At 72.5% G+C, this 23,451-nt stretch carries 14 protein-coding genes; 4 read left to right on the plus strand and 10 right to left on the minus strand.

Features of this window, described 5'->3' with window-relative positions; genetic code table 11:
• Nucleotides 1–366: 366 nt before the first annotated feature.
• A complete protein-coding gene (locus LPA41_RS29805; protein ID WP_374238226.1) occupies nt 367–957 on the minus strand; it encodes a TetR/AcrR family transcriptional regulator in 591 nt (196 codons plus the stop codon).
• A gap of 106 nt (nt 958–1,063) precedes the next feature.
• Between LPA41_RS29805 and LPA41_RS29810 the strand changes: the two genes are divergently transcribed.
• The 3 genes from LPA41_RS29810 (at nt 1,064) to LPA41_RS29820 (ending at nt 5,251) form a co-directional block, all read left to right on the plus strand.
• Nucleotides 1,064–2,149 (plus strand): zinc-binding dehydrogenase, encoded by a 1,086-nt coding sequence (locus LPA41_RS29810; RefSeq protein WP_229074264.1) that lies wholly within the window; start codon nt 1,064–1,066, stop codon nt 2,147–2,149.
• Complete coding sequence (locus tag LPA41_RS29815; RefSeq protein ID WP_229074265.1) at nt 2,149–3,183, plus strand: LLM class F420-dependent oxidoreductase; 1,035 nt, start codon at nt 2,149–2,151, stop codon at nt 3,181–3,183. The genes LPA41_RS29810 and LPA41_RS29815 overlap by 1 nt, the downstream gene beginning before the upstream one ends.
• A 292-nt stretch (nt 3,184–3,475) precedes the next feature.
• Nucleotides 3,476–5,251, plus strand: coding sequence for a hypothetical protein (locus LPA41_RS29820; protein ID WP_229074266.1), 1,776 nt, complete (start codon nt 3,476–3,478; stop codon nt 5,249–5,251).
• A 12-nt stretch (nt 5,252–5,263) separates the two neighbouring features.
• Here LPA41_RS29820 and LPA41_RS29825 read toward each other — a convergent pair whose 3' ends face one another.
• The 7 genes from LPA41_RS29825 to LPA41_RS29855 all read right to left on the minus strand — a co-directional run bounded on the left by LPA41_RS29825 (nt 5,264) and on the right by LPA41_RS29855 (nt 13,911).
• Entirely contained in the window at nt 5,264–5,929 is a 666-nt protein-coding gene (locus tag LPA41_RS29825; protein WP_229074267.1) for a Crp/Fnr family transcriptional regulator, read from the minus strand.
• 68 nt (nt 5,930–5,997) lie between these two features.
• Nucleotides 5,998–7,164, minus strand: a complete 1,167-nt coding sequence (locus tag LPA41_RS29830; RefSeq protein ID WP_229074269.1) for a hypothetical protein — start codon at nt 7,162–7,164, stop codon at nt 5,998–6,000.
• Nucleotides 7,161–8,366 carry a protein phosphatase 2C domain-containing protein gene (locus tag LPA41_RS29835; RefSeq protein ID WP_229074271.1) on the minus strand — a complete coding sequence of 402 codons (1,206 nt, stop codon included), beginning with the start codon at nt 8,364–8,366 and terminating at the stop codon, nt 7,161–7,163. The genes LPA41_RS29830 and LPA41_RS29835 overlap by 4 nt, the downstream gene beginning before the upstream one ends.
• A gap of 2 nt (nt 8,367–8,368) precedes the next feature.
• Nucleotides 8,369–9,043, minus strand: coding sequence for a hypothetical protein (locus tag LPA41_RS29840; RefSeq protein WP_229074322.1), 675 nt, complete (start codon nt 9,041–9,043; stop codon nt 8,369–8,371).
• A gap of 19 nt (nt 9,044–9,062) precedes the next feature.
• On the minus strand, nt 9,063–10,808 hold the full coding sequence (locus LPA41_RS29845) for a hypothetical protein (RefSeq protein ID WP_229074272.1): 1,746 nt from the start codon (nt 10,806–10,808) through the stop codon (nt 9,063–9,065).
• Entirely contained in the window at nt 10,805–13,096 is a 2,292-nt protein-coding gene (locus LPA41_RS29850) for a hypothetical protein (protein ID WP_229074278.1), read from the minus strand. The genes LPA41_RS29845 and LPA41_RS29850 overlap by 4 nt, the downstream gene beginning before the upstream one ends.
• Nucleotides 13,093–13,911, minus strand: a complete 819-nt coding sequence (locus tag LPA41_RS29855; protein WP_229074279.1) for a hypothetical protein — start codon at nt 13,909–13,911, stop codon at nt 13,093–13,095. The genes LPA41_RS29850 and LPA41_RS29855 overlap by 4 nt, the downstream gene beginning before the upstream one ends.
• 447 nt (nt 13,912–14,358) lie before the next feature.
• Between LPA41_RS29855 and LPA41_RS29860 the strand changes: the two genes are divergently transcribed.
• On the plus strand, nt 14,359–20,298 hold the full coding sequence (locus tag LPA41_RS29860) for a DUF11 domain-containing protein (protein WP_229074280.1): 5,940 nt from the start codon (nt 14,359–14,361) through the stop codon (nt 20,296–20,298).
• Between the two features lie 156 nt (nt 20,299–20,454).
• Here LPA41_RS29860 and LPA41_RS29865 read toward each other — a convergent pair whose 3' ends face one another.
• Entirely contained in the window at nt 20,455–22,623 is a 2,169-nt protein-coding gene (locus LPA41_RS29865) for a hypothetical protein (protein WP_229074281.1), read from the minus strand.
• Nucleotides 22,624–22,648: 25 nt separating this feature from the next.
• Nucleotides 22,649–23,437 carry a hypothetical protein gene (locus LPA41_RS29870; protein ID WP_229074283.1) on the minus strand — a complete coding sequence of 263 codons (789 nt, stop codon included), beginning with the start codon at nt 23,435–23,437 and terminating at the stop codon, nt 22,649–22,651.
• Between the last annotated feature and the right edge of the window lie 14 nt (nt 23,438–23,451).

A 23,451-nucleotide genomic window follows, 5' to 3' on the forward strand; every position in this document is an offset into this window, starting at 1 on the left:
GCGATTCGCGACGGTGTGCGACGGCCGGGCCGGCAGCCGCGACGGCCGGGCTGGCAAGCCGCGACGGCTAGGCTGGCAAGCCGTGACGGTGTGGACGGCCGGGCTGGCAAGCCGTGACGGTGTGCGACGGCCGGGCTGGCAAGCCGTGACGGTGTGGACGGCCGGGTCGGCAGGCCGCGACGGTGTGCGACGGCCGGGCTGGCAAGCCGCGACGGTCGGTCCGGCACGCTGTGACGGTCGGGTCGGCATCTGCGGCGGTTGGGTCGGCACGCTGCGACTGTGCAAGTGGGGCCCGCAATCCGGGGGCGGAATCGTCGGAGGCGTGGCGTCGTGCTGCGGTGGAGGCACCGTTTGCGGTGCTGCCGGCTATGGGCGGGCGGTGATGCCGTCGAAGAGCAGGCGCAGCAGGCCGTCGACGATCTCGTCGTTGGTCCAGGCGCCTTTCGACTGGGACCAGGATGTCGGGATCCAGAGGATGTCGCGCAGCAGCCGGTACGTCAGGCGGGGGTCCAGGTCGGCGCGGAACAGGCCGGTCTCGCGGCCGCGGGTGAGCTGGTCGACCCAGGTCTGTTCGATCTCTTTCATGGCGGTTCGCAGGTAGCCGAAGCGGGGCTGGGCGCTGAAGTATGCCCAGTCGTTCTGCAGCATGGTCAGCGCCGCCCGGTGCCGGCTCAGGGTGGCCGTGCTGGACCGGACGATCCGTTCGATCGCGGCGCGCGGGTCGGTGTCGGTGGCGGCCTCGCGGTAACCGGCCAGGACGTCGTCGAGGAAGGCGCTGAGCAGTTCGTCGCCGATCGACTCCTTGGAGTCGAAGTGGTGGTAGAGGCTGCCGGAGAGGATCCCGGCCGCGTCCGCGATCTCCCGCACCGTGGTGGCCCGGAAGCCCTTCTCCGCGAAGAGGTCGCCGGCGAGCGAGACCAGGTGGGCGCGCCGCCCGGAGTTCTTCGGAGTCGTCACCGGCCACATTATGCGCGCCTGCCAAACGCTTGCTCGGGCGGACCCGCCTCGATAGCGTAGAACATGTTCTAATTGTGGGCGGCAGTGGCGCGAAGGGGGTGGCGGGATGCGCGCGGCGGTTCTGCACACGATCGGGGACGAGAAACTCGACATCCGGGACGACGTGGCCGTGCTCGGTCCCGGGCCGGGCGAGGTGCACCTTCGGGTGCGCGCCGCCGGTGTCTGCCACTCCGACCTCTCCGCGCTGACCGGGGGCCTGCCGCAGCCGGTGCCGGCCGTGCTCGGTCACGAGGCGGCCGGTGACGTGCTGGCCGTCGGCGACGGGGTGGAGGACCTGGCGCCCGGTGACCGGGTCGCGGTCAACTGGCTGCCCTCCTGCGGGACGTGTGCGTCCTGCCGGTACAACGAGCCGTACCTCTGCATGACGCACGTGATGGCCGGCTACGTGATGCCGCGTTTCACCGCGGGCGGGGAGCCGGTCTTCGGGATGGCCGGGTGCGGCGCGTTCGCGGAGGAGATGGTGGTCCCGCGGGCCGGGGCGGTGCGGATCGGCGACGACGTGCCCTACGAGGTGGCCGCGCTGGTCGGCTGTGGTGTGACGACGGGGGTCGGTGCGGTCGTCAACACGGCCCGGGTGCGGCCCGGCGACACCGTCGTGGTGATCGGCTGCGGCGGCGTGGGCATCGCGGCGGTGCAGGGCGCCCGGGTGGCCGGTGCCGCCGTCATCGTGGCGGTCGACACCGTGCCGGCCCGGCACGAGGCGGCGAAACGGTTCGGCGCCACCCACACCGCCGGGCCGGACGCGCTGGGCGACCTCGTCACCGAGCTGACCGGCGGGGAGGGCTTCGACTACGCGTTCGACGTGGTGGCCGCCCCGCGGACGCTGCGCACCGCGTGGACCGCCTGCCGGCGCGGCGGGACGGTCGTGGTGGTCGGCGCCGGGCGGGCCGACCAGCAGGTCGAGTTCAGTCCGTTCGAGCTGCTCTTCGAAGGTAAGACGATCATGCCGTCGCTCTACGGCTCGGCCGACCCGCCCCGCGACTTCGGCCGGCTCCTCGCGCTCTGGCGGGCCGGGCGCCTCGACATCGACGGCATGATCAGCCGGCGGCTCCGGCTGGATCAGGTCGGTGACGCGCTCGCCGCGCTCGGCAGTGGGGACCTGATCCGCCAAGTGATCGTGTACGACTCCTGATGCGCCTCGGCATCCAGATCGGATACAGCGGCGAGGGATTCGCCGAGACCGTCGACGAGGTGGCCGAGTTCGAGTCGGCCGGCGCCGAGCTGGTCGTGGTCCCCGAGGCGTACAGCTTCGACGCGGTCAGCCGGCTCGGCTTCCTCGCCGCGCGGACCCGGCGGATGGGCCTGGCGTCCGGCGTGATGCAGCTCTACACCCGCACCCCGACGCTCACCGCGATGACGGCGGCGGGGCTCGACTACGTCTCCGGCGGGCGGTTCTCGCTCGGACTCGGTGCCTCCGGCCCGCAGGTGATCGAAGGGTTCCACGGGGTCCGCTACGACGCGCCGGTGGCCCGTACGCGGGAGGCGGTGGAGATTTTCCGCAAGGTGTGGCGGCGCGAGACGCTGGTGTTCGAGGGCGACCACTACCGGGTGCCGCTGCCCGGCGAGTTCGGCAAGCCACTCAAGCTGATCAACCGGCCGGTCCGGGAGCGGATCCCGGTGCTGCTGGCCGCGATGGGCCCGCGCAACGTGGCCCTGGCCGCCGAGATCGCCGAGGGGTGGCAGGCGCTCTTCTTCGACGCGCGCGCGGCCGGCCGGGTCTTCGGTGACGCGCTCGCCGACGGGCTGCGCCGGCGCGATCCCGGGCTGGGACCGCTGGACGTGTCGGTGCCCGTACCCTTCGCGCTCGCCGAACCGTCACCCGCGCTGCTCGCTGCGCATCGCGCGCAGCTCGCGCTCTACCTGGGCGGGATGGGTGCGCGGGGCCGCAACTTCTCCAACGATCTGATCCGGCGGTACGGGTACCCGGAACAGGCGACAGTGATCCAGGAGCTGTTCCTGAGTGGACGCCGCACCGAGGCGGCCGCGGCCGTGCCGGACGACCTGGTCGCGGCCACGTCGCTGGTCGGCCGCCCGGAGGAGGTGCGTCGGCGCGTCGACGAGCTGGCGTCCGCCGGTGTCACGACGCTGCTGGTGTCACCGCTGGCAGCCACCCGCGCGGAGCGGGTCAAGGACGTGGCCGGTTTGCGCGCCCTGCTCGACGCCTAGGCCTGTCCTGTCCGCCGGGGGCGGCGAGCTCGACGAGTCGTTCGGCGGCTTCCTGTCCAGGACAGAATGCCTGGAAACGGGCGGCACGCTCGAGGACGGCCGTCCTCGGAGGTTGAACCGTCCGAAGGGGCGCATGGTGAAAGGCGACAGCGGAACCCCGGCGGATCCTCCGAAGAATATGACTCGTTGAACAGGCCGGATGGCATACCGGCGCGGAATCCCATCCGCTATTCCTGAGCTGCGCGCCGACGTATTCCAGGGGGCGGGGACATTGGTCGCACGGACCGACCGGGTGACGGTGGGGTCGCTCGGTCCGCTCACCGAGCTGAACAGTGGCGGGCAGGGGACGGTCTACGCCGTGCCCGGGATGCCGGACGTCGTCTACAAGCAGTACGACAACGCCACCCGGGCGACCCTGAACGAGACCGCCTTCGCCGAGATGGTCCGCTTCCCGGCCGGGCTCTCCGGCGGCGACACGGCGTGGCTGGCCCGGGCCACCGCCTGGCCGGCCGCGATCGTCGAGGAGGCCGGCCGGGTCACCGGCTTCCTGATGCCCCGGGTGCCGCCGGCGTTCTGGACGCCGATGCGGCTCGGGCGCGCCCGCAAGGACACGCTCTGCACGGCACAGTTCCTGCTCAACGGTGACGAGTTCGCCCGGGATCGGGGCCTCGCCGTGGACGACACCTTCCGCGTCGAGTTCCTCCGGGACACGGCCGAGGCCCTGGACCGGCTGCACCGGCTCGGTGTCGCGGTCGGTGACCTGTCGCCGCGCAACCTGTGTTTCAGCCTCACCAGCCGGCCGCGCTGCTACTTCATCGACTGCGACGCGATGCGGCTGCCCGCCTCGACCGCGCTGCCGCAGGCCGAGACCCCGGGCTGGCACGTGCCGCCGGGCGAGCGCCTGGCCACGCCGGAGGCCGACGTCTACAAGTTCGCGCTGCTCGCGGTCCGGCTCTTCGCCGGCAGCCAGGACGAACGGGACCCGGGTGTGCTGCACCGGGCCGGCGGCGACCTGCACCGGCTCGCCGCCGACAGCCTGCAGACCGACCCGCGCCGCCGGCCGTCGGCCGCGCAGTGGCGGACCGCGCTGGACCAGGCCAGGCCGGTACCCGCGGCGCAGCCGTCGTGGTACCGCACCGCGACGGGGACGGCCCGGGTCGTGCCCCAGCAGGCCCGGGCGGTGCCGAACCAGGCGGCACCGGGGGCGTACCGGTCACAGCCGCTCCAGCCGCAAGCCCAGCAGCAGTCGCCCTACCAGCAGCAACCGTCCTACCAGCAGCAGCCGCCGCCCTACCAGCAGCAGCCGCCGCCCTACCAGCAGCAGTCGCCCTACCAGCAGCCGTCGCACCCGCAGCAGCCGCAATGGCAGCAGCCGCATCCGCCGCAGCAAGCGCATCCGACGCAGCAGCGATGGCAACCGGCCAGGGGGCCCGCCGGTCCGCCGCAGGCCGGCACGTGGGCCGGACGGCCGAGCCCGCGCCGGCTGCCGTCCGGCCGGAGCATCCTGACCTATGCCGCGCTGAGCCTCGTGCTGCTCTGCGGCCTGAACAACCTCAGCACGATCGGCGGCTGGTGGAAGGCCACCGTGGACACCGCGGACACGGTGGACACCGGCAGCAGCCCGCAGGAGCAGGCGAGTGCCCTGGCCACCCTGCTCGACGGTTCCGGGCGGGACCGGCAGAAAGTGATCCGCGCGGTCGAGGACGTGGCCGGCTGCGACCGGCCGGGCCGGGCCGCGACCGCGCTGGACGAGGCGGCAGCCGGCCGGGCGGCGTTGCTGACCCGGCTCGGTGGGCTGCGCACCGACGGGCTGCCGGACGGTGCCCAGCTGCGGGCGGAGCTGGGCGAGGCGCTCGCGCATTCGCGGGAGGCGGACGAGGCGTACGCCCAATGGGCTCGCGCCGTCTCCCGCAACGGCTGCGGTTCGTCGTCGATGAACGGTGACCACCGGGATCGCGGTGACGCCGCGTCGAAGGATGCCACCGCCGCGAAGAAACGGTTCGTGACACTGTGGAACCCGACCGCCGTGCGGTACGGGCATCCGGAGCTCACGTACAAACAGGTGTGAGGCCGTGCGGGCTCAGCCGGCCGCCACGGCACGCAGCGCGGGCAGGTCGAGCAGCAGCAGGCTGCGCCGCCCGGTCGCGACCATCCCCTGGTCACGGAACTGTTCCAGCAACCGGCCGAGGGTGCGGTGCGACGCCAGGATCAGGCCGGCCAGATCCTGCTGGGAGAGCGGCAGCTCGATCAGCAGGGCGCCGTCCTGGGCGGCCACACCGTAGCGCCGGCCGAGGCTGAGCAGCAGCGCGGCGAGCCGTTGCGGGCTGGTCTGCGCGCCCGCGGCGGCGCGGTAGCGGTCCGCCTCGCGCAGGCGTGCCGAAACCGTCCGCTGCACGAGGGCCGCCGCGTCCGGGAAGGCGCGCAGCAGCTCGCGGAAGGCCGGGCCGGGCAGCAGGAGGGCGTCCACCTCGGTCAGGGCGCAGAGCGTGGCCGAGCGGAGGCCGCCGTCGATGCCGGCCAGTTCGCCGAGCAGGTCACCGGCGTCGCGCAGGCCGAGGATCACCTGGTACCCGTGGGTGGCGTAGGTGCAGACCTTGACGCAGCCGTCCAGCACCACGACCGCGAAGTCCGACGCCTCCTGCTCCCGCACGATCACGGTCTCCGCGGCGAACACCCGCCGGGTGCCGATCCTGAGCAGGTCCGCGCGCTGGGGTTCGGTGAGCGCGTACCAGAAAGGCTCCTCCATATTTTATTGTAGGCAGCCGCCGGGTCCGCGCGGCATCGCCCGTGACGTGCGAGATTCCGGTCGGAAGGTCAGGCCAGCTGGCACATGACGAACACGCCGATGGCGATCAGGGCCAGCACGATCGCGACCGTCACCGGACTGACCGACGAGGTGTCCGCCGCCGCGGGCACGGGCCGCGGGGGTGGTGCCGGTACGACCGGCGGTGGTGCCGGCCGGTGCGGGCCGGTGGCCCCCGTCGTGGCCGGCTTGACCGGGGTGCGCTGCCCGGGTGTCCTCCTGGTCCGGGCCCCGCCTTTCGGAGCGTTCACCGGCCCGGTCTTCGTGCCCTTGGCCGACCTGGCCTTGGGTGCGTTCGCCGACTTCGCCAGCACCGTCGTGACCGAGGTGGCAGCGGTCCGCAGCAGCGGCGCCCAGGCGCCCGGCGCCGGGCGGGCCGCCGGGTCCGGTGACTGGCTGCGCAGCGCCATGGCGGCCAGTTCGCCGGACGCCGGGCCGAGCACGGTGTGATCGCGGCTGTCCTGGTCACCGGCGAAGAGCCGGATCGCGACGAGCCCGAACTTGTACGCGTCCGAGGCCGCCGTGCCCAGTTCCTCGCCCGCCGGCACCTCCCACGCGGTGGTCTCGGCCTGCGGCAGCACCGACGAACCCGCCAGCCGCATCGCGTCGCAGTCGATGAAGAAGGACCGCGGTGGCCCCGGGGCGAGGTGGAAGAGCAGGTTGTTGGGGGAGAGGTCGCCGACCGCGATACCCAGCCGGTGCAGTTCGGCCAGGGTCTCGGCGAGGTCGGCGAGCAGCAGCAGGCGGGTACGGTCGTCGATCCGTACCGCGATCCGCCGGAGATAGTCCTCGTGGTTCAGCAGGTACTGGAAGCCGGCGGGCCGCCGGACCGCGGCGCCGCTGCGTTGCGGCAGCGACGTCTCGAACTCCGGCGGGATCCGGCGCATCAGGAAGCCCCGGACGGCGCCGTGCTCGCGGACCAGCGCGGCTGGCCAGGCGGTCTGTTCGCAGAGCCACCGGCCGCGGTCCATCGGCAGGCTCGGCACGAAGGAGACCATCCGGCGGAGCTGGGCGATGTCGAGCCGGGGCAGGACCGCGGCGTCGTACTCCTTGTAGACCCCCGGCCAGGAACCGTTGATCTTGATCGAGTCGGTCGCCCAGACGCTGCCCTGACCGCCGTCGCCGAGGCGCCGCAGAGCGCCGAGCACCGGCTTCTCGATCTCCGGTACGCCGGTCATCGCCGTGGCGCCGGTTTCGCGGTGCGTGGCCAGATCGCGATCAGGGTGCGGTCGTCGTCGAAGGTCTCCCGGGAGAAGTCCAGGCTGCCGGCGAACGAGAGCGGGTTCGGCGCCCGGGTCAGCACCTCGGCGAAGTGCCGGCCGACCTCGCCGGTGCCGTCGCCGAGCGGGTCGCCGAACCCGTCGGTGCCGATCAGCAGCACCTCGCCCGGCTGGAGCAGGCCACCGCGCGGCGTCACCCGGGGCGTACGCGGCAGCGCGGCGGTGGCCGACGAGACCACCTCCGGGTCCGCCGTGTACTTGCTCTTCAACATGCACTGGTAGCGCCCATCGGCGAGGATCCACGCGCTGCTGTCGCCTACCTGGATCAGCGACACCTCGGTGCCCTGCGCCGTCGGCCGGACCATCCCGGCGACGAGCGTGGTGGCGAAGTCGCGCTCGGCCACCGCGGGCTCGGTGTCCGGGCCGAGCAGGGTCCGGGCCTGGGCGATCAGCTGCCAGGCCGCCTGGTCGACAAGTCCCTGCCAGTCGATCAGCGGGCGTCCGGCCTGTGGGTCCGCCTCCAGGGCGCTGACCATCGCGGTCACCGCCGCACGGCAGGCCGCGCTCGATCCGACGTGTCCGTGCCGGGCCGAGGAGAGGCCGTCGGCGACGGCGAAGACCACCGATCCGGTACGCGGCTCGAACGCCACCGCCAGGTCGTCCTGCCTCGGCGTCCCCCGGTAGCGGTGCAGGTAGCCGCGGGTCGAGGCGGCCCGGACGATCAGGTCCTCGGACGCCCAGCCGTCCACCACGAGGTCCGGCCGGTACGACACCGACTCCGGCGGCCGAGGCTCGAACTCGTCCACCGGCGTACCGATCACCGGCGTGCCCCACCAGGAGCGCTCCGGGTCCGCCTGCGCGCGCCGGGCGGCATGCCGGGGCGGTGCGAGCGTGGCCGCCGGCGCGGTGCTGGACCCGTAGGTCCGGCCGCGCCCACCGTGGTCCTCCGCCCCGGTGGGCCGGGCCTCTTCGCGCCGGGCCTCCTCGCGCCGGGGTTCGTCGCGCCGGGGTTCGGGCCGCCGGGCTCCCTCGCGCCGGGAGGCCTCACGCCGGGGTTCCTCGCGCCGGGGGCGGGGCTCCGCACCGGACCGGGGCATGGGGAGCGGCCAGACCAGCCAGGGCCCGATCCGCTCCCGCCATCCGTTCGTGTCCCACGCCATCGTCACACCACGTCGATCGCCATGCGGAAGCCTTCGGGCTGCTTCACCACGAGCTCCGGCTGGCTGGACCCGAGCGACCGGCCGGACTCCACGATGCTCTTGGTGAGCGCCGTGCAGAACTTGGCGATCGCGCTGCCCAGGTCCACACCGACCTCGGCGACGAAGCCGTACTCCGGCCGGGTGGCGACACTGAGCACGGTGTTCGCCTCGACGTCGCCCATCCCGCAGGCGATGATGTTCGGCGCCGCGTGCGTGACGGCCGGGTCCACCAGCGCCCGGTGCTCGCCCTGCCAGTCGCCCCGGCTCGGCTGGCCGTCGCTGAGGAAGAAGACGGCCGGCCGGTGCACCCGGTAGCCCTCCGCCTTCAGCGCGGCCACGTCCTGCGGGATGCCACTCCGCAACGCCGCGAACGCCGCCTGGTAGTTCGTCCAGCCACGCGCGTGCAGGGCCGGCAGTTCCTCCTCGTGACGCAGGTCGGCGAGCCGCAGCCGGACCTGGACGTCCTCGGCGAACCCGAGCACCGAGAACCGTACCTTCGCCGCCGCCATCGGCTCACCCAGCAGGGCCTCGTGCAACGAGGCGAGACCCTTGTTCAGGTCGCCCATGAAGCGGCCCATCGAGCCGGACTCGTCGGCCAGCACGTACACCGGCAGCAGGTTGCCGCGGTTTCCAGTCATTCCCGTTCCTCCGTGGGGTTCAGACCAGCTCGCGGGCCAGGCGGAACCCGGCGGGCGGCTGGTACGTCAGGTCGGTGCTGCCGTCGATCAGGGCCTTGCCGGACGCCAGGATCTGCCGGGCCAGCGAACGCCAGTACTGCCCGAGGGCGGCGTGCGCGTCGGCGCCCGGCTCCATCACGAAACCGAGGGCCGGGTCGGTGGCGATCCGGTTGATCAGGGTGGCCGGTGCCGCACCGAAACCGCAGGCCACGATGTTCGGCGCGTAGCGGTGCGTGCCCCGGTCGGTGAGCCGCTGGTAGGCGCTGTCCCAGGCGTCCGCCGCGTTGCTGCCGCTGAGCAGGTAGACGGTCGGGCGCAGCACCTTGGGCTGCTCCTGCTTGAGCATCGGGATGTCCTGGTCGATGACGTCCATCAGGGTCTCGAAGGCGCTGCCGTACCGGGCCGGCCCGCGCGCGCTGAACCACGGCGACTGGCCGCCCGCGGTGATCGGCTCCAGCGGGCGGCGGGTGGCCGTCTCGTCGGCGAGGCCCAGCACCGCCAGCCGCAGGGCAGCCGTCACGTCACCGGCCTGGAGCAGCGTCTCGTGCAGCGCGTGCACCCCGTCGGTGAGGTCGCCGATGTACGGCAGGACCGCGTCCGACTCGTCCACCACCAGGTAGATCGGCTGCACCCCGTCGGCCGGCTTCCAGACCTTGCTGCCCGGGTCCTGCTGGAGCACCACGGCCGGCGGTTTGCCCTGCGCCGGCACGGTGCCCGGAGCGGCCGGGGCCGTGACGGCGGCGGGCGCGGGGGCCGCCGGCAGCACCGAAGGCTGCGTCCACGGCGCCGCCTGGATCGGTGCCGGCGCGGTGCCGATGCCCATGTGCTGCATCACCGCCGGGACCACCCGTTCCACGTCGGGCGACTGGAACAGGCCCTGTTCGGCCAGGAACTTGAACAGGTTCGTCGCCTGGATCGCCTGCTGGTCCTGACGCTGCAACTCGGCCTGCTCGTGGTCGAGCAGCAGAGCCATCACCTTCGCGGTGTCCTCCGGGTGGCGGGCCAGGTGCAGCATCGCCATCTGCCGGGCACTCATCTCCTGGCCGCCCATCGCGGTCAGCTCCATCTGGGTGGCCTGGATCCGGGCCATCTGCTGCATCCGGTCCAGCTCGCCCTGCTGGAGCGACTGCTGCACGTTCACCTGGTGCCGTACGACGTTGTTCTCCAGTTGCCGGGCCCCCTCCACCTTCTCCTGGAGGTAGCGGCTGGCCTCGGCGTCCGGCAGCAGCCGCGGGCTCAGCTCGAAGATGGTGAGACCGTCGGGCAGTTCCACCGGGCCGGCGAACCGGCGGCGGATCGCCTCCTCGGCCTGGGTGGACTGCTCGATGCCGAAACCGCGGGTGATGGTGCGCAGCTCGGTCTTGAGGAAGCCGTAGACCACCGGCAGCGCGTCCTTGATGTTGCGGCGGACCACCTGCGCCGGGTCGTGCACCCGGAACGCGACGTCCACGGTGGCGATGAAGAAGTAGTAGTCGCCGCGCGACGGCAGCGGACTGCTGCGCAGCTCCACGGTCCGCCGGTGGTCGCCGGTGTCCACGTCGTACCGGGTGCGGTAGGCGCCGTACGTCTGCTCCCACTTGGACAGCGGGCGTCCGCCGAAGTACTGCACGTCGCCGCTGCCGGTGGCATAGACGACGGCGACGTCCGGGGTGGTCCCGGCCGAGCGGTCGAACAGGCCGCGCTGCACGGGAGTGACGTTGAGGATCAGGTTGAGTGGCTGGGTCACGCGACATCGTTCCTTGCCGGGCGCAGGGCTTCCTCGACCGCCAGCGCGGTGCGGGGCTTGGGTTGCAGGTTCTCCGGCGCCCGCCACTGTGCGACCTGGCGCAGGACCAGCGAGCCGGTGCGCTCGCTCAGGCTCGCGGTGCCGGCGAGCATCCGGCTCAGCGAGGTGCGTACGCCGGTGTCCGTCTCGGCCAGCGCGGCCCAGTCGGCGAGCGCCGCCTCGACGTAGAGCGGCCACGCGCCGGAGTTCAGCACGTGCCGCCACATCTCCATCAGTACGCGGCGCAGCTCCTGCCGTTCGTCGGCGAGCATCAGCAGGGTGGGCCAGGTAATCCGCTGCCCGCCGGTCTCGTGGTCGGTGGTCAGCGAACGGGCCAGGTAGAGGAAGACGAACTCGCCGACCAGGGAGCGCCGGCGGTCCCGCAGCCAGTTCGACACCCGGCTGAGCACCAGCGGCGCGTTGCGCAGGTCGTCCTGCATGATCAGGTCGCCGAGGCTGTCCCCGATGCTGATCGCCAGGTCCAGGTTGTCGACCAGGGCGAGCCGGTCCAGGGCGGCCAGCGCCGCGCCGGCACCGAGCGGGCCGAGCGCGATCCCGTGTGCCCGGGCCGCGGTGGCCTGACCGGCCGGGTTGTCCAGGTTGCCGTAGAGCCCGGCGACCACGGCGTCGACGAGCGGACGCAGGTCGGGGCGGGCGGCGGGTACGCGCAGGGCGTACGCCACCACCTCCCGGTTGAACAGGTTGTCCCGATCGATGGCCATGCCCGCGAGCACCTGGCTGTAGACGTAGCCGAACGCGTAACGGGAGAGCACGCCGAGCGCGGTGCCGACCCAGGCGCGGACCTCGTCGTCCGGGTCGCTGGCCAGGTCCCGCAGCCAGGCGAGCAGCTCGCGGTGCATGCCGAACTCGCGCCAGGCGTGCTCCAGCACCTGCTCGGGGTGACCGTCGTCGCGGTACTCCATCACCTCGGCCGGCGCCGGGCCGAAGGGCCCGCGGGTGACCGTGTCGCGGACCGTGGCGCGCAACAGCCGCAGCACCTCCCGCCTGTTGCGGCGGAACGGGTCCCGCCACGGTGCGCGTACCGGTGCCGGGCCGCTGTGCATCGGGGTGGGCGGGCCGTCGAGCCGGGCGGTGAGCATCCCGGCGGCGCGCACCACGTGCTCGTAGGACAGGCCGTTCAGCACGGCCAGGGCGATCGCCAGGCACCGCGCCGGCACGTCAGGCAGGCTGCCGAACCAGATGTCGAACCCCTCGACGGCCTGCCGGGACATCCGGTCGCGGGCCCGGGCCACGTCGACCGCCGTACCGTCCAGGCACTGGCTGACCACCAGGGCGTAGTCGGCGGCGCGTTTCATGCCGGCGTCACCGGTGAGCACCTCGCCGGTCAGTTTCGCCAGCTCCGCGTCGGCGAGCACACCTGGGCAGAGCGCCGGGTCGTCCCGCAGACGCCACTCGAGGTGCCGGGTGAACACGTCGTTCGGGTGCGGTGCCGGTCCGAGGTCGACCACGTACCCGTGCAGCTCGTCGTCGGTGAGGGTCTCGGTGCTGCTCAGGGTCAGCACGAGGCGCGCGTCGATGGTCTCCAGAGCGGCCTCCAGCTGCTGGAGCATCCAGCCCCGGACGGCGGCCCACGCGCTCGGCTCGCTGAGCACGAACCCGGCGGCGGTGAGCGCCCGGTCGTTCTTGGCGTCCCGCTGCAGCAGCGAGGCCAGCTCGGCGAGGTCGACGTCGCGGTCCAGGTTGTAGATGACCCGGTCGGACGGCGCCTGGAGCAACCGGATGGCGGCCGCGCTCTTGCCCTGGTTCGGCGCGGCCCGCAGGATCACCACGCGCCGGTCGTGCTGCTCGGTGGTGACCCGGCTCCACTCGCCGGGCTTGACGAAGGCGAAGCGCACCGCCTCGGCGAGCGTGGTGCCGAGGCGCTGCACCGGTTTGCACCTGCCGTCGCCCAGGACGATCTCGAACTTGTGGCCGCCGACGAAATCCCCGCTGATCTTGCTGCTGGCCTCCCGCAGCCGATCGGCGCGCTGCTGGGCGTTGGTGGCGCTGTGCGGTTTCGACCGGTCGTTGTTCTCCAGCTTCGACGTGTCCGGCGCCGGTGTCGCCTGGTCCGGTGCCGAACCGGGCGCCGGTGCCGAGCCGGGCGCCGGTGCGGCCGGCTGACCCGGGGGCGCGGCGCCTCCGCCAGGCGGGTTCGGCCCCGCCGGCGCCGGCGCCTGCTTGGGTGCCGGCTGTGGTGCCGGACCCGCCTGGGCGGGAACCTGTGGTTTCGGCGCCGGTGCGGTCACCGGTTGTCCACGTACTTGTGGCCCTGGACGAAGTCGCCGCCGAACTGGCCGCCGCCGACGTAGGTGCCGTGGAACCCGCCGTTGAACTGCCCGCCGCTGACCGTGCCGGTGTTCGCGGGCGCGGTCCCGGCGGCGTCCCGGTCAGGGTCGGTGGCATCGCGGTCAGGATCGGCGGCGTCGCGCTCGGCGGCGGCGTCGCGGCCGGGCGGGGCGCCGGCGGCCGGGATGCCCGGCGGGTACGAGCGGCCGGGCACCTGAACCCAGGCCCGTTCCCGCAGCTCCTTGACCTCGAGGTCGACCGGCGCGAACTCCTGCGGCTCCATGCCGCGGTAACCGTGCCGGACCACGCCCTGGTAGATCTCGTCGGAGACGATGAACGACATCGCCGCGTCCGGCGCTGCGGTCAGTGCGGCCCGCAGCGGCGCGGCGTCCACCAGGCGGGCCGCCGTGTTGATCGCCGCACCCACCCAGCGGTCGTCCTTGCGGTGACAGTTGCCCTGGTGCAGCGCCATCCGCAGCCGCATCCGATGATCCGCGGAGTGGAACCGGGCCTTCTCCCGCAACGCGTCGTCCACGGCCGACACGAACCGCCCGGCCAGGGTCACCGAGTTCGCCGCGGTCGTCGGGACCAGCATGATGATGCCGTCACCGCGATCGAGCTGCACCACGGCTGCCGGGTCGATGTGCACGTCGGTGAGCGCGGTCCGGACGACGTCGTACATGGCGTCGGTCAATGATTCCTGGAAGGGAATGGTCCGCGCACCGAAGCCCTCGATGTCGACGACCACGATGAAGTGGAAGGTGGGCTCGGACATGAATCATGCCTCCGATGACAACGGACTGTTCAGCGCGCCGAACTGACACTCTGAAGATCTCCGGCCGGGATGAGAAGGACATCTGGCGTGGACGGTCGCCGGCGTTCGATGAGGACGGACACAAAGTAGGTCCGATTCGGGCGCCGGAACCAGGTGCCGAACCGGCATAAAAAATTCCTGAATGATCGGACGACCACCGGCGAGCCGATCATTCGCGCTGCTCGGCGCGAGTGGCCGCGATGATCGCCCGGGGATTAACCCGAACGGATGACGCCCGCGGTAAAAGGTGAGAACAATTCGCCGGCAATGACGGATCGGCGCGACGACGTCCGGCCCCTTAGCGTCTCCCGGGGCCCGCCGAGGCGAAACCAACAAAGGGAACACTAAATGCACCCTTCCGGCATAACGTACCCCTGACGGCAGGGCGACCGGATCGGGTGTTCGATGGTGCGAGGGACCACACGCCTCGGTGGCGCCGTCCTGTTGATCTGTCTCGGTGCGCTGCTCGTCGCCGTACCCGTGCTGCGGCCCCAGCTCGCGCCGCCGGCCCGGGCCGCGCAGAGCACCTGCCCGGCGCCGGTGTCGATCGCCAACGGCGACTTCGAGGCGCCGGTGCTGGCCCCCAACTCGATGTCGCTGATCCCCGAGGGGGACATGCCGGGCTGGCGGACCACGGCGCCGGACCGGGTCTTCGAGCACTGGCGGGAGATCCGGCAGGGATTCACTGCCGGCTCGGGTGACCAGTTCGTGGAGCTGAACGCGAACTACGTGTCCCAGCTCTACCAGGATCTGCCGACCACGCCGGGCCAGACGTTGCGCTGGGAGCTGCGGCATCGCGGCCGGCTGGGCACCGACGTGATGGCGACGAAGATCGGCCCGGTCGGCGGCGCCCTCGTCCAGCAGGGCCCGCTGATCTCCGACGGTGCGGCGGCGTGGGGCACCTGGTCGGGCATCTACACGGTGCCGGCGGGGCAGACCAGCACCCGGTTCGCGTTCGACTCGATCTCGGCGGCGCAGAACAAGCCCACCTACGGCAACTTCCTCGACGGCATCGCGTTCGGCAACGCGCCGTGCCTGTTCACCACGATGGGCGTACGGGGTGGCCCGGCGAACGTCGGCGACGTGCTGACCTACACCGCCGTCACCACCAATCAGGGTGGCAACCCGGCGAAGAACGTGGTCTTCACCGACGACCTGCCGGCCGGGACGGCGTTCGTGCCCGGCTCGATCAGGTCGATCAGCGGGTCGAGCACGACGGTGGTCTCCGACGCGGCGGACGCCGACACCGGGGAGTACGACGCGGGCGCGCGGCGGGTCCGGGTCCGGTCCGGCACCGGCGCGGGGCCGAGCGCGGGCGGCCAGATCGCGGTGGGCGAGGCCCGGACCATCACCTATCAGGTACGCGTGACCGCGGCGGCCGCGGCCACGACGGTGGGCAACGACGCGGCCGTGGGTTACCTGAACGCGCTCACCGGTACGACAGTCACGTCCACCTCCAACAGTGTCCCCGTCGCCGTGGCGCCCGCCGCCGACCTGGCGATCACGGCCGTGGTGGCGGCACCCGGCGTGATCGCCGGTCAGGGTGCGCGCACCGTGCTGACCGTGGTCAACCGGGGACCGGACACGGCGAGCACGGTGCAGGCGAGCGCGGTCGTCCCGTACGGCATCGCCGGTATCGGCGCCACCTCGCCGCAGGGTGCCTGCGCGGTCGCCGGCTCGGTGGCGACCTGTGACATCGCGTCGCTGGCGGCCGGCGCCACCGCCACCATGAACGTCACCGGAACCGTGATACCGCAGGCCACGCCGGGTGCTCAGGCCACCCTGACCGCCTCGGTGGCCGGCGCGACCTACGAGATCGATCAGGCGGACAACGCCACCTCGGTGAGCGCGGCCGTCGCCACCGTCACCGACCTGGACGTGACACAGTCGTACGCTCCCGCGGTGCCGGTCGCCGGCGCCACCGTGACCTACACCGCGATCGTGACCAACAACGGACCCTCCACCGCCCGGGGCATCGTGCTGACCGACCCGGTCGCGACGGGCTCCACGTTCGTCAGCGCCGGCACGGCGGACGGCTCCTGCGTGTTCTCGGTGACCCTGACCGTCGAGTGCACGCTGCCGGACACCGGCCCCGGTGACGTCCGGACCGTCACGATCGTGGTGCGGCTCGACCCGGCCGGCACCGGCGCGGTCAACAACGCGGTCTCGGTGAGCTCGTCCACCCCGGAGTCGGACGTCACCGACAACAACTTCTCGGTGCAGTCCACCGGCACCGCGCAGGCCGACGTGGGCGTGCAACTCACCATCGGTGCCGCCACCGCGAAGCCCGGTGACACCGTGCCGTTCACGCTGACCGTCACCAACTACGGCCCGTCGGCGGCCGGCAACGTCTCGTTCAACACGGTCGTGCCGGTCGGTTTCACGGTGAACCGACCGGCGTCGCCGTCCTGCACCAGCACCGCCTGCACGTTCGCGACGCTGCCCGCCGGCGCGGTCGTGAAGATCTCCGGCAGCACCACGGTCGGCGCGAACGCGGCCGCCGGCGTGCAGCAGTCGAGCACCACGGTGATCTCACCGACCACCGATCCGAAGCCGTCCAACGACACCTCGGTGGTCACGTTCACCATCGAGCTGGAGGCGGATCTGCGGGCCGGTCAGGCGCTGACCAACGACACCGAGGCCGGGGCGCCGCTGATCGCCGGGCACGACGTGAAGGGCGTCGTCACGGTCGCCAACGACGGGCCGACCCGGGCCGAGGGCGTGGTGCTGCGGCAGGCCGTGCCGGCCGGACTGCCGGTGCCGGTGGCGGCGCAGAGCGGCGGGACCTGCGCGTTCCAGGGCAGCGGCGCGCCGGGCGGCGTCACCCCGGACGGCGGGATCTACGTCTGCACCCGGCCGGTCCTGGACACGGCGGCGACCTGGCAGATCACGTTCGGCGCGGTGCCGCTGCCGCCGGGCTGGGCGGTCGGGACGTTCGCGCGCACGGCCACCGTCTCGGCGACCACCCGCGACCCGGGCGCGGCCGACGACAGCGTCACCACCACCCGTGCCGTCGAACGCCGCTCCGACCTGCGGCTTGTCACATCGGTCAGCCCGGCCGCCGTGGTGCAGACCGACCAGGTGACCTTCACGGTCCGGGTCGGCAACGCCGGGCCGTCCGACGCGACGGGTGTGCTGGTCCGCCAGGAACCGGACACCGGACTGGTGCTGCTCACCGGCACACCGTCCACCGGCGGCTACGACACCGGCGCACTCGCCTGGACCCTGCCGCGGGTGCCGGCCGGAGCCGCCGCGGCGGAACTGCTGCTCACCGGGATGGCCCAGGCTTCCGGCACGCTCGCCGGGCGGTCCCGGATCGTGGCCTCGGGCAGCACCGACCCGGACCCGTCGGACAACACCGGCACGGCCACCGTCACGGTCGCCGCGGCGGACCCGGTGCTGCGGCTCGACGTGCTCACCACGCTCTCGTCCGGCTCGCCGGCCGGCGCCGCGGTGAACGACACGATCAGCTACCGGTACCGGGTCACCAACACCGGCAACCTGGCCGTGAGCAGCCTCGCCGTCTTCGGGACCGCCGGCGGCGCCGGCGGGTGCGGCAGCACCACGCTGGCACCGGGCGCGGCGGTCACCTGCCCGGCGGCGAACACCGTCCTGGTCGACTCCGGCGACATCGCCGCCGGCCTGCCGATCAGCGACACGGTGACCGTGCGGGCCCAGGCCGCGGTCGACCCGGAACCGGTCGTTTACGCCCAGGTGACGGCGAGCGTGCCGGTGGTGGTGGCAGAGGAATCGCTGACCGCCGTGGTGACCGCCACGGTGAGCCCGGCCGGGCATCAGCACGCGGCCGCCGCCGGTGACCTGATCGACTACGAGTACATGATCACCAACAACGGCAACGTGGTGATGGACGGCATCGTGGTCACCGACGCCCGGCTCGGCCCGGTCGGCTGCCCGGTGGACACCCTGCCAGTGGGCGCGTCCACGACCTGCGGGATCCCGGCGTCCGGCCGGTACGCGGTGACCCCCGCCGACATCGACGCCAGCCTCCCGATCGGCACCGCCGTGACCGTCACCGGCACCGTCGACGGCACCGCGATCACCGGCTCGTACGGGCCGTTCCGCACCTCCGTCACCCCGGCTGCCCCGGCGCCCGGGCTCGGTGTCGTGGTGACGCCGTCGGCCGGGGCGCCGGTCCGGGTGGGCGAGACGATCGGTTACACGTACGCCGTCACCAACACCGGGAACGTCACCGTGGGCGGCCTCGGGGTGACCGACTCCCACGTGTCCGGGGTGACCTGCCCGTCGGCCACGGTCGCAGCCGGTGCCACCCTGACCTGCCGGTCCACGCCGGCTGAGCCGTACGTGGTGACCCAGGCCGACCAGGACGGCGGCGCACCGATCCACAACGACGTGATCGTCTCCGCGGCCGGGGTGACGCCGGGCAGCGCGGTGGTGTCCGCACAGGGCAGCGCCTCGGTGGCGGTGGTGCCGGCCGTCGCCGAGTTGACCCTGACCGTCACCGGCACCACCGTCACCCCGGCGGCGCGCGCGACGGGTGTGCTGGCCGGCGACCGGGTGGCGTTCCACTACCGGGTCCGCAACACCGGCAACGTGACGATGACCGGCGTCGACGTGACGGACACTTTGGGCGGGGCCGCCGGCTGCCCGGCGACCGGCCTGGCGGTCGGCACGGCGATGGACTGTGACTCGCCGTCGTACCCGGTGCGGCAGGACGACGTGGACGCCGGCGCGCTCACCGGCACGGTGACCGTGCACGGCCGGGCGCCGGGGCAGGCCGCCGCCGTCGAGCGGGACACCGTGCCGGTGCGCGTGCCGGTGGCCGAGGGCGTCGCCCGGCTGGTGCTCACCGGCCGGGCCGTGGTGACCCCGGACGCCCACCGCAACGGCGTCGAGGCGGGCGACACCCTGGAGTACGCGTTCACGGTCGTCAACCCCGGCACCGTGACCATGCGGGACGTGACGGTCGAGGACAGCCGGACCGGTGCGGCCGGCTGCCCGGCGACGGTGCTGGCCCCGGCCGCGTCGATGACCTGCCGGGCGCCGCAGCCCTACGAGGTGACCGCGGCGGACGTGGCCGGCGGCGAGATCGTGAACCGGGCGTTCGCCGGTGGGCGGGCCGGTGCCGGGCCGGTGTTGATGTTCGGGCCGGTCGAGATCGGTGTGCCGGTGCTGGTCGCGGCGCCGGCGCTGCGGGTCCGGGCCACGGCCGCCGTCACCCCAGCGGCACACCACGACGCGGCGCAGGCGGGGGACACCGTCACCTGGACGTACGAGGTGATCAACTCGGGGAACCGGCCGATGACCGGGATCGCGGTGACCACCACACGGTCCGGGCCGGTCGGCTGCCCCCGTGCCGGCCTGGCGGCCCGGGAGAGCATGACCTGCGCGGCCGGGACCTACCGGGTGACGCAGGCCGACGTGGACGCGGGCACCGCGATCGTCGAACGGGTCACCGTGGCCGGCCGGTCGCCGGACCCGCTCACGTTCGGGCCGTTCACCGCCCGGGTCGGCGTGGCCGAGCCGCAGCCCGCGCTCCGGCTGCGGATGTCCGCGGCGATCACCGCCGCGGCGCGGGCGGCGGCCGGGAGCACCGTCCGGTACGGCTACCGGGTCACCAACACCGGCAACGTGACGGTCCGCTCGATCGCCGTCACCGATCGCCTGGCCGGCCCGGTGACCTGCCGGGACAGCCGGCTCGGGGTGGGCGCCGCGACGTCGTGCACGGCGGACCGGGCGTACCGGGTCACCCAGGACGACATCGACGCCGGCCGGCCGCTGACTGCCCGGGCCGCCGCGCGCGGCCTCTGGTCACCGGCGGATCGGGCCGTCACCTCGAACACCGCCGACGCGTCGGTGCCCGTCGCCGCGCCCGCGCCCCGGCTCACCGCCACCCCGACCGCCACCTGGCGGGACACCGACGGCGACGGGCGGCTCGGCACCGGCGACGACGTGACCTCCACAGTGGACGTCCGTAACGACGGCAACGTCACACTTGTCGACGTGCGCGTCACCGGTCTGCCCGCCCCGGTGACCTGCCCGGGCACCCGCCTGGCGCCGGGCGGCACGGTCACCTGCCGGTCCGGCGTCTACCACCTGACCGCGCACGAGGTGGCCGCCGGCCGGCACACCTACGAGGTGCTGGTCACCGGTGCCCGCACGGCCGGGGACGCCGGGCCGGTGGAGGTGACGGCACCCTCGACGGTGGTCGTGCCGCAGCGCGAACCGTACGGCGGACGGCCGCCCGGCACCGTACCGGTGACCGGCTCCTCGGCCGCCGCGATCGTCCTGGGCCTGACCCTTATCACCGCCGGCGTCGCCCTGCTGCTGCTCACCGGCCGGCGCCCGGGCGTTCCGGCGCACCCCTGACCGGATCCGCCGGCCCGGTTGGTGCGATGCGATACCAGATGCACCACACCGGGGCCAGTCGGCGAGCAGTCCACCGGAGAACCCGGCTAACTGCTCGCCGGCTGACGACAGCGCCGGCGGTCTTTGATGTGGCTCGCATAGCTCAGCGCGACTGGTCTACAGCGAGGTCGCTCCTACGACGGCCAGCAGGTAGGTGGTCGGGGAGAGCCTTGTCAGAGGCGCCAACGCGTCGCCCAGGTACTCGGAGTTGCGCTGCGCAGCGTCCACGGCGGTGTCCGCTCCGACGATGCTTCGCTCGAGATTCGCGCGCTTGTCCTGAGCCTCGGCTTCCATCTGTTTCTCCTGCGCGTCCATGGCCATCTGGGCAGCCTTCTCCACGGCTCGGGCGTGATCCACCGCGGTGCGGGCCTGCTGCTTGGCCGCGTTCTCTTCGGCGTTGAGGGCGGCGTGGAGCTGTTGGACCTGAATGGTCACTTGGTGGCGTTGCTGCGGGGTGAGAGTCTTGGGCGCCTGAATTTCGGCGCGCGTTCTGATGCTCTCGCGCCATTGCAGCAGTGACTGTGCGCGTGCCTCCCCGACATTCTCCACGTACGTGCCGGAGTCGGCGGGGGTTCGCCTGATGAAGGTTCGGTCGTAGCGGCCGTACCCGGACGCAGTGCGGTAACCGGTGAAGTCGGCGGCGGTGCGGAAACCGTGCGCGGCAAGCGTTCCAGCGATTTTCGCGCTGATCCCGTGTGGTGGGTTCTTCGCGATGACGGCGTTGTCGAGTGCGCGCTGGACGTGCTCCGCGGCAATCTCGGCGAGCCGTCTGTGCTCCCGGGCTTGCTGAGTGTTGCTCCAGTCCGAACGCCGTCGCGCGATGCCCTGCAGTGTCTGCTGAAGGACGCGCTGTGCGTGCGCGGTCGCGGCGTCACGCTGCCTGACGGCGGCGTCCCGCTGGCCGCGCAGTGCCTGTTGCCGGGAGACCGCGGTGGTATCCCATTGGGCACGCGTCCCCCGCACGGCCTGGGCCTGGGCTCGGGCGGCGGTCAGTTCTTGCTGGGCGGCTGCGTAGGCGTCGTGAGCCTTGCGACGAGCCGCGACCAGGGGATGAGCCAGGTAGCTGCCGGCTATCACGACCGCAGCGGTTACGAAGGCCATGATCCAGACGGCCGCGGGCACGGTCGCCAGCGCGGCGCTGCCGAGGCTGGCGGCGGTTGCACCGGCAACGCAGAGCAGCATGCCGGCGGCAGCGACGCGGGCGGAGGTCAGATGAACCCCGGAGAACGAGTGCACCGGGAGATCCGCCGGTGTCTGGGTGGGTGCTTCCTGGTCGGCCGGTGGTGTTGCCGGTAGATGGTCGGCCAGCCAATCGGGGGTGTCCGTCACGGGCGCGGCGGGCCCGGCTGGCGGTGATGAGACCACCACTCGCGCGGGCTCAACTTCGAGCGCCGGTATCTGTGACGGAGCCACGCGGGTGAATGCGGCGAGCCGGTCGGCGAGAGTTACCAGGTGAGGCGGGCCAGCGGCGCGCAGCGTTTGGAAGGCGGCAGATGCCGTCGGGTCGAGGTAGTCGTCGGACGCGAACAACAGTTTGGTGTCATCGTCGGTAGCGCGTAGGCGCCGCCAAAGGTCCGGCCGGGCGGCGAGCGCGATCAGGCTGGTATAGATGACCCAGGCGGAGAAACGGTCGAGGCCTGGCCCGTAGTCTCCGTCGCCGCGCCGAGGATGCTGGTAATTGACGAGGCCTTTCTCGTTCGGTGGCAGCCCGGCGATCTCCGGGACGTACATGCCGTCGTAGTCAATCAATTTCAGTTCGTTCTGGCCGGTGATCAGCAGGTTGCCGTGTTGCAGGTCGCCATGGGCGATACCGGCCGTCTCCAACGTGGTGACGATATCGGCGAACTGCTCGGCCACGGTGAGCAGCCGATCGGGGTGCGACAGCTGCGTTTCCAGCCACGGCATCAGCCCTTGGGCCTGGACCCAGCGCATCTTCAGCAGTGGGTATCGCACGCCGGCTACCATCACGCCGTCGGACTGGTAGTCGAAATCCACGAGTGCCCGGTGCTGCAACGCCTGCAGGGCGGTGGCGATCGCGTGGTAGCGGCGGTGCCGATCCGGGTCGGGCCGGACGAAACACTTGATCGCCCACTGCTCACCCGCAGTCCCATAAACATGGAAGACGGAGGCGAAGTTGCCCGACACCGGTTCCGGCATGCCGAGGTCGTCCGTCTTGACGGTGCCGCTTCGTAGCTGCGGGTCGGCGAAGGCCAGGCCCGGCAGTTGGAGCGCATCGACGTAATCGCCGCCGGTCGGATACCGGGCCGGTGATCTCTGCTGTGTCACGGTTGTGGTCCTCGATCGTCAGCGGTCACAGGTCGATGCGAAGCAAAGTGGTGTCGTCGTTCTTCAGCGACCCGTTGGCGCGGCAGCCGTCGACGAGCGCGGCGAACCCTCCTATTTCGGCGTCCGTGCCGAGGTCGAACAGGGTGCGCCACGGTCTTCCGCCGACCTGTGCCTGCGCCAGGAACCACTGGGCCAGTGCGTCGCTGGCCAGCAGCAGTCGATCGCCTTGCCGCCATTCGGTGCGCAGCGCCACGACATGTTCGCCGATCTTGGCGGGGTCGAGCGGCCGAGACGGAGCGAGACCAGGCCGGGTGTCGAACTCGGCCGGGTCGTCGATCGGAAAAGCGGTGATCAGCTCGTGATCGCGGACCTGGAACAGGCAGGCGTCGCCCAGCGCGGCCACCAACAGCGGTCCTTGCCGGTCGGTGGGGCCGTCCAGCAGGTGCGCGCCGACGATGGTGGCGTAGGCGCCGCGGCGCAGCCCGTCCTCCTCATACCAAGCGATCGGTTCGCCGGCCTCGTCACGAGCATGCCGGTACTCGGCTTCGACGTCGTCCCAGCTGCCGGCCGCCGCCAGGATCGTCGTGGCCAGGTCCTGCTCAGCGGGAGCCCCCGTGAAGGTGGTGGTGAGGTGCCGTGCCCAGCGACCGGCGAGCATGGCCTCGCTGGCTCCGTCGGCGACCGCGGCGGCCATCCATGGGCCAGTCACCTCCGCGTCGTCGCCGGCCGCGGGTTCGACGTCGCTGGCGTCCTCGTACTCCTCGGCTGTGGAACCGGCTTTGGGTACCGCGAACGTACTGACGAATGCGCGCATGAGCTGTGCCGTCT

This window comes from Actinoplanes sp. DH11 (genome assembly GCF_020873875.1).
GTDB lineage: Bacteria > Actinomycetota > Actinomycetes > Mycobacteriales > Micromonosporaceae > Actinoplanes.

Coding starts and splice junctions, on each gene's coding strand:
- LPA41_RS29810 (WP_229074264.1), top strand. CDS start 1,064: ATGCGCGCGGCGGTTCTGCACACGATCGGGGACGAGAAACTCGACATC.
- LPA41_RS29815 (WP_229074265.1), top strand. CDS start 2,149: ATGCGCCTCGGCATCCAGATCGGATACAGCGGCGAGGGATTCGCCGAG.
- LPA41_RS29825 (WP_229074267.1), bottom strand. CDS start 5,929: ATGGAGGAGCCTTTCTGGTACGCGCTCACCGAACCCCAGCGCGCGGAC.
- LPA41_RS29830 (WP_229074269.1), bottom strand. CDS start 7,164: ATGACCGGCGTACCGGAGATCGAGAAGCCGGTGCTCGGCGCTCTGCGG.
- LPA41_RS29835 (WP_229074271.1), bottom strand. CDS start 8,366: ATGGCGTGGGACACGAACGGATGGCGGGAGCGGATCGGGCCCTGGCTG.
- LPA41_RS29840 (WP_229074322.1), bottom strand. CDS start 9,043: ATGACTGGAAACCGCGGCAACCTGCTGCCGGTGTACGTGCTGGCCGAC.
- LPA41_RS29855 (WP_229074279.1), bottom strand. CDS start 13,911: ATGTCCGAGCCCACCTTCCACTTCATCGTGGTCGTCGACATCGAGGGC.
- LPA41_RS29870 (WP_229074283.1), bottom strand. CDS start 23,437: ATGCGCGCATTCGTCAGTACGTTCGCGGTACCCAAAGCCGGTTCCACA.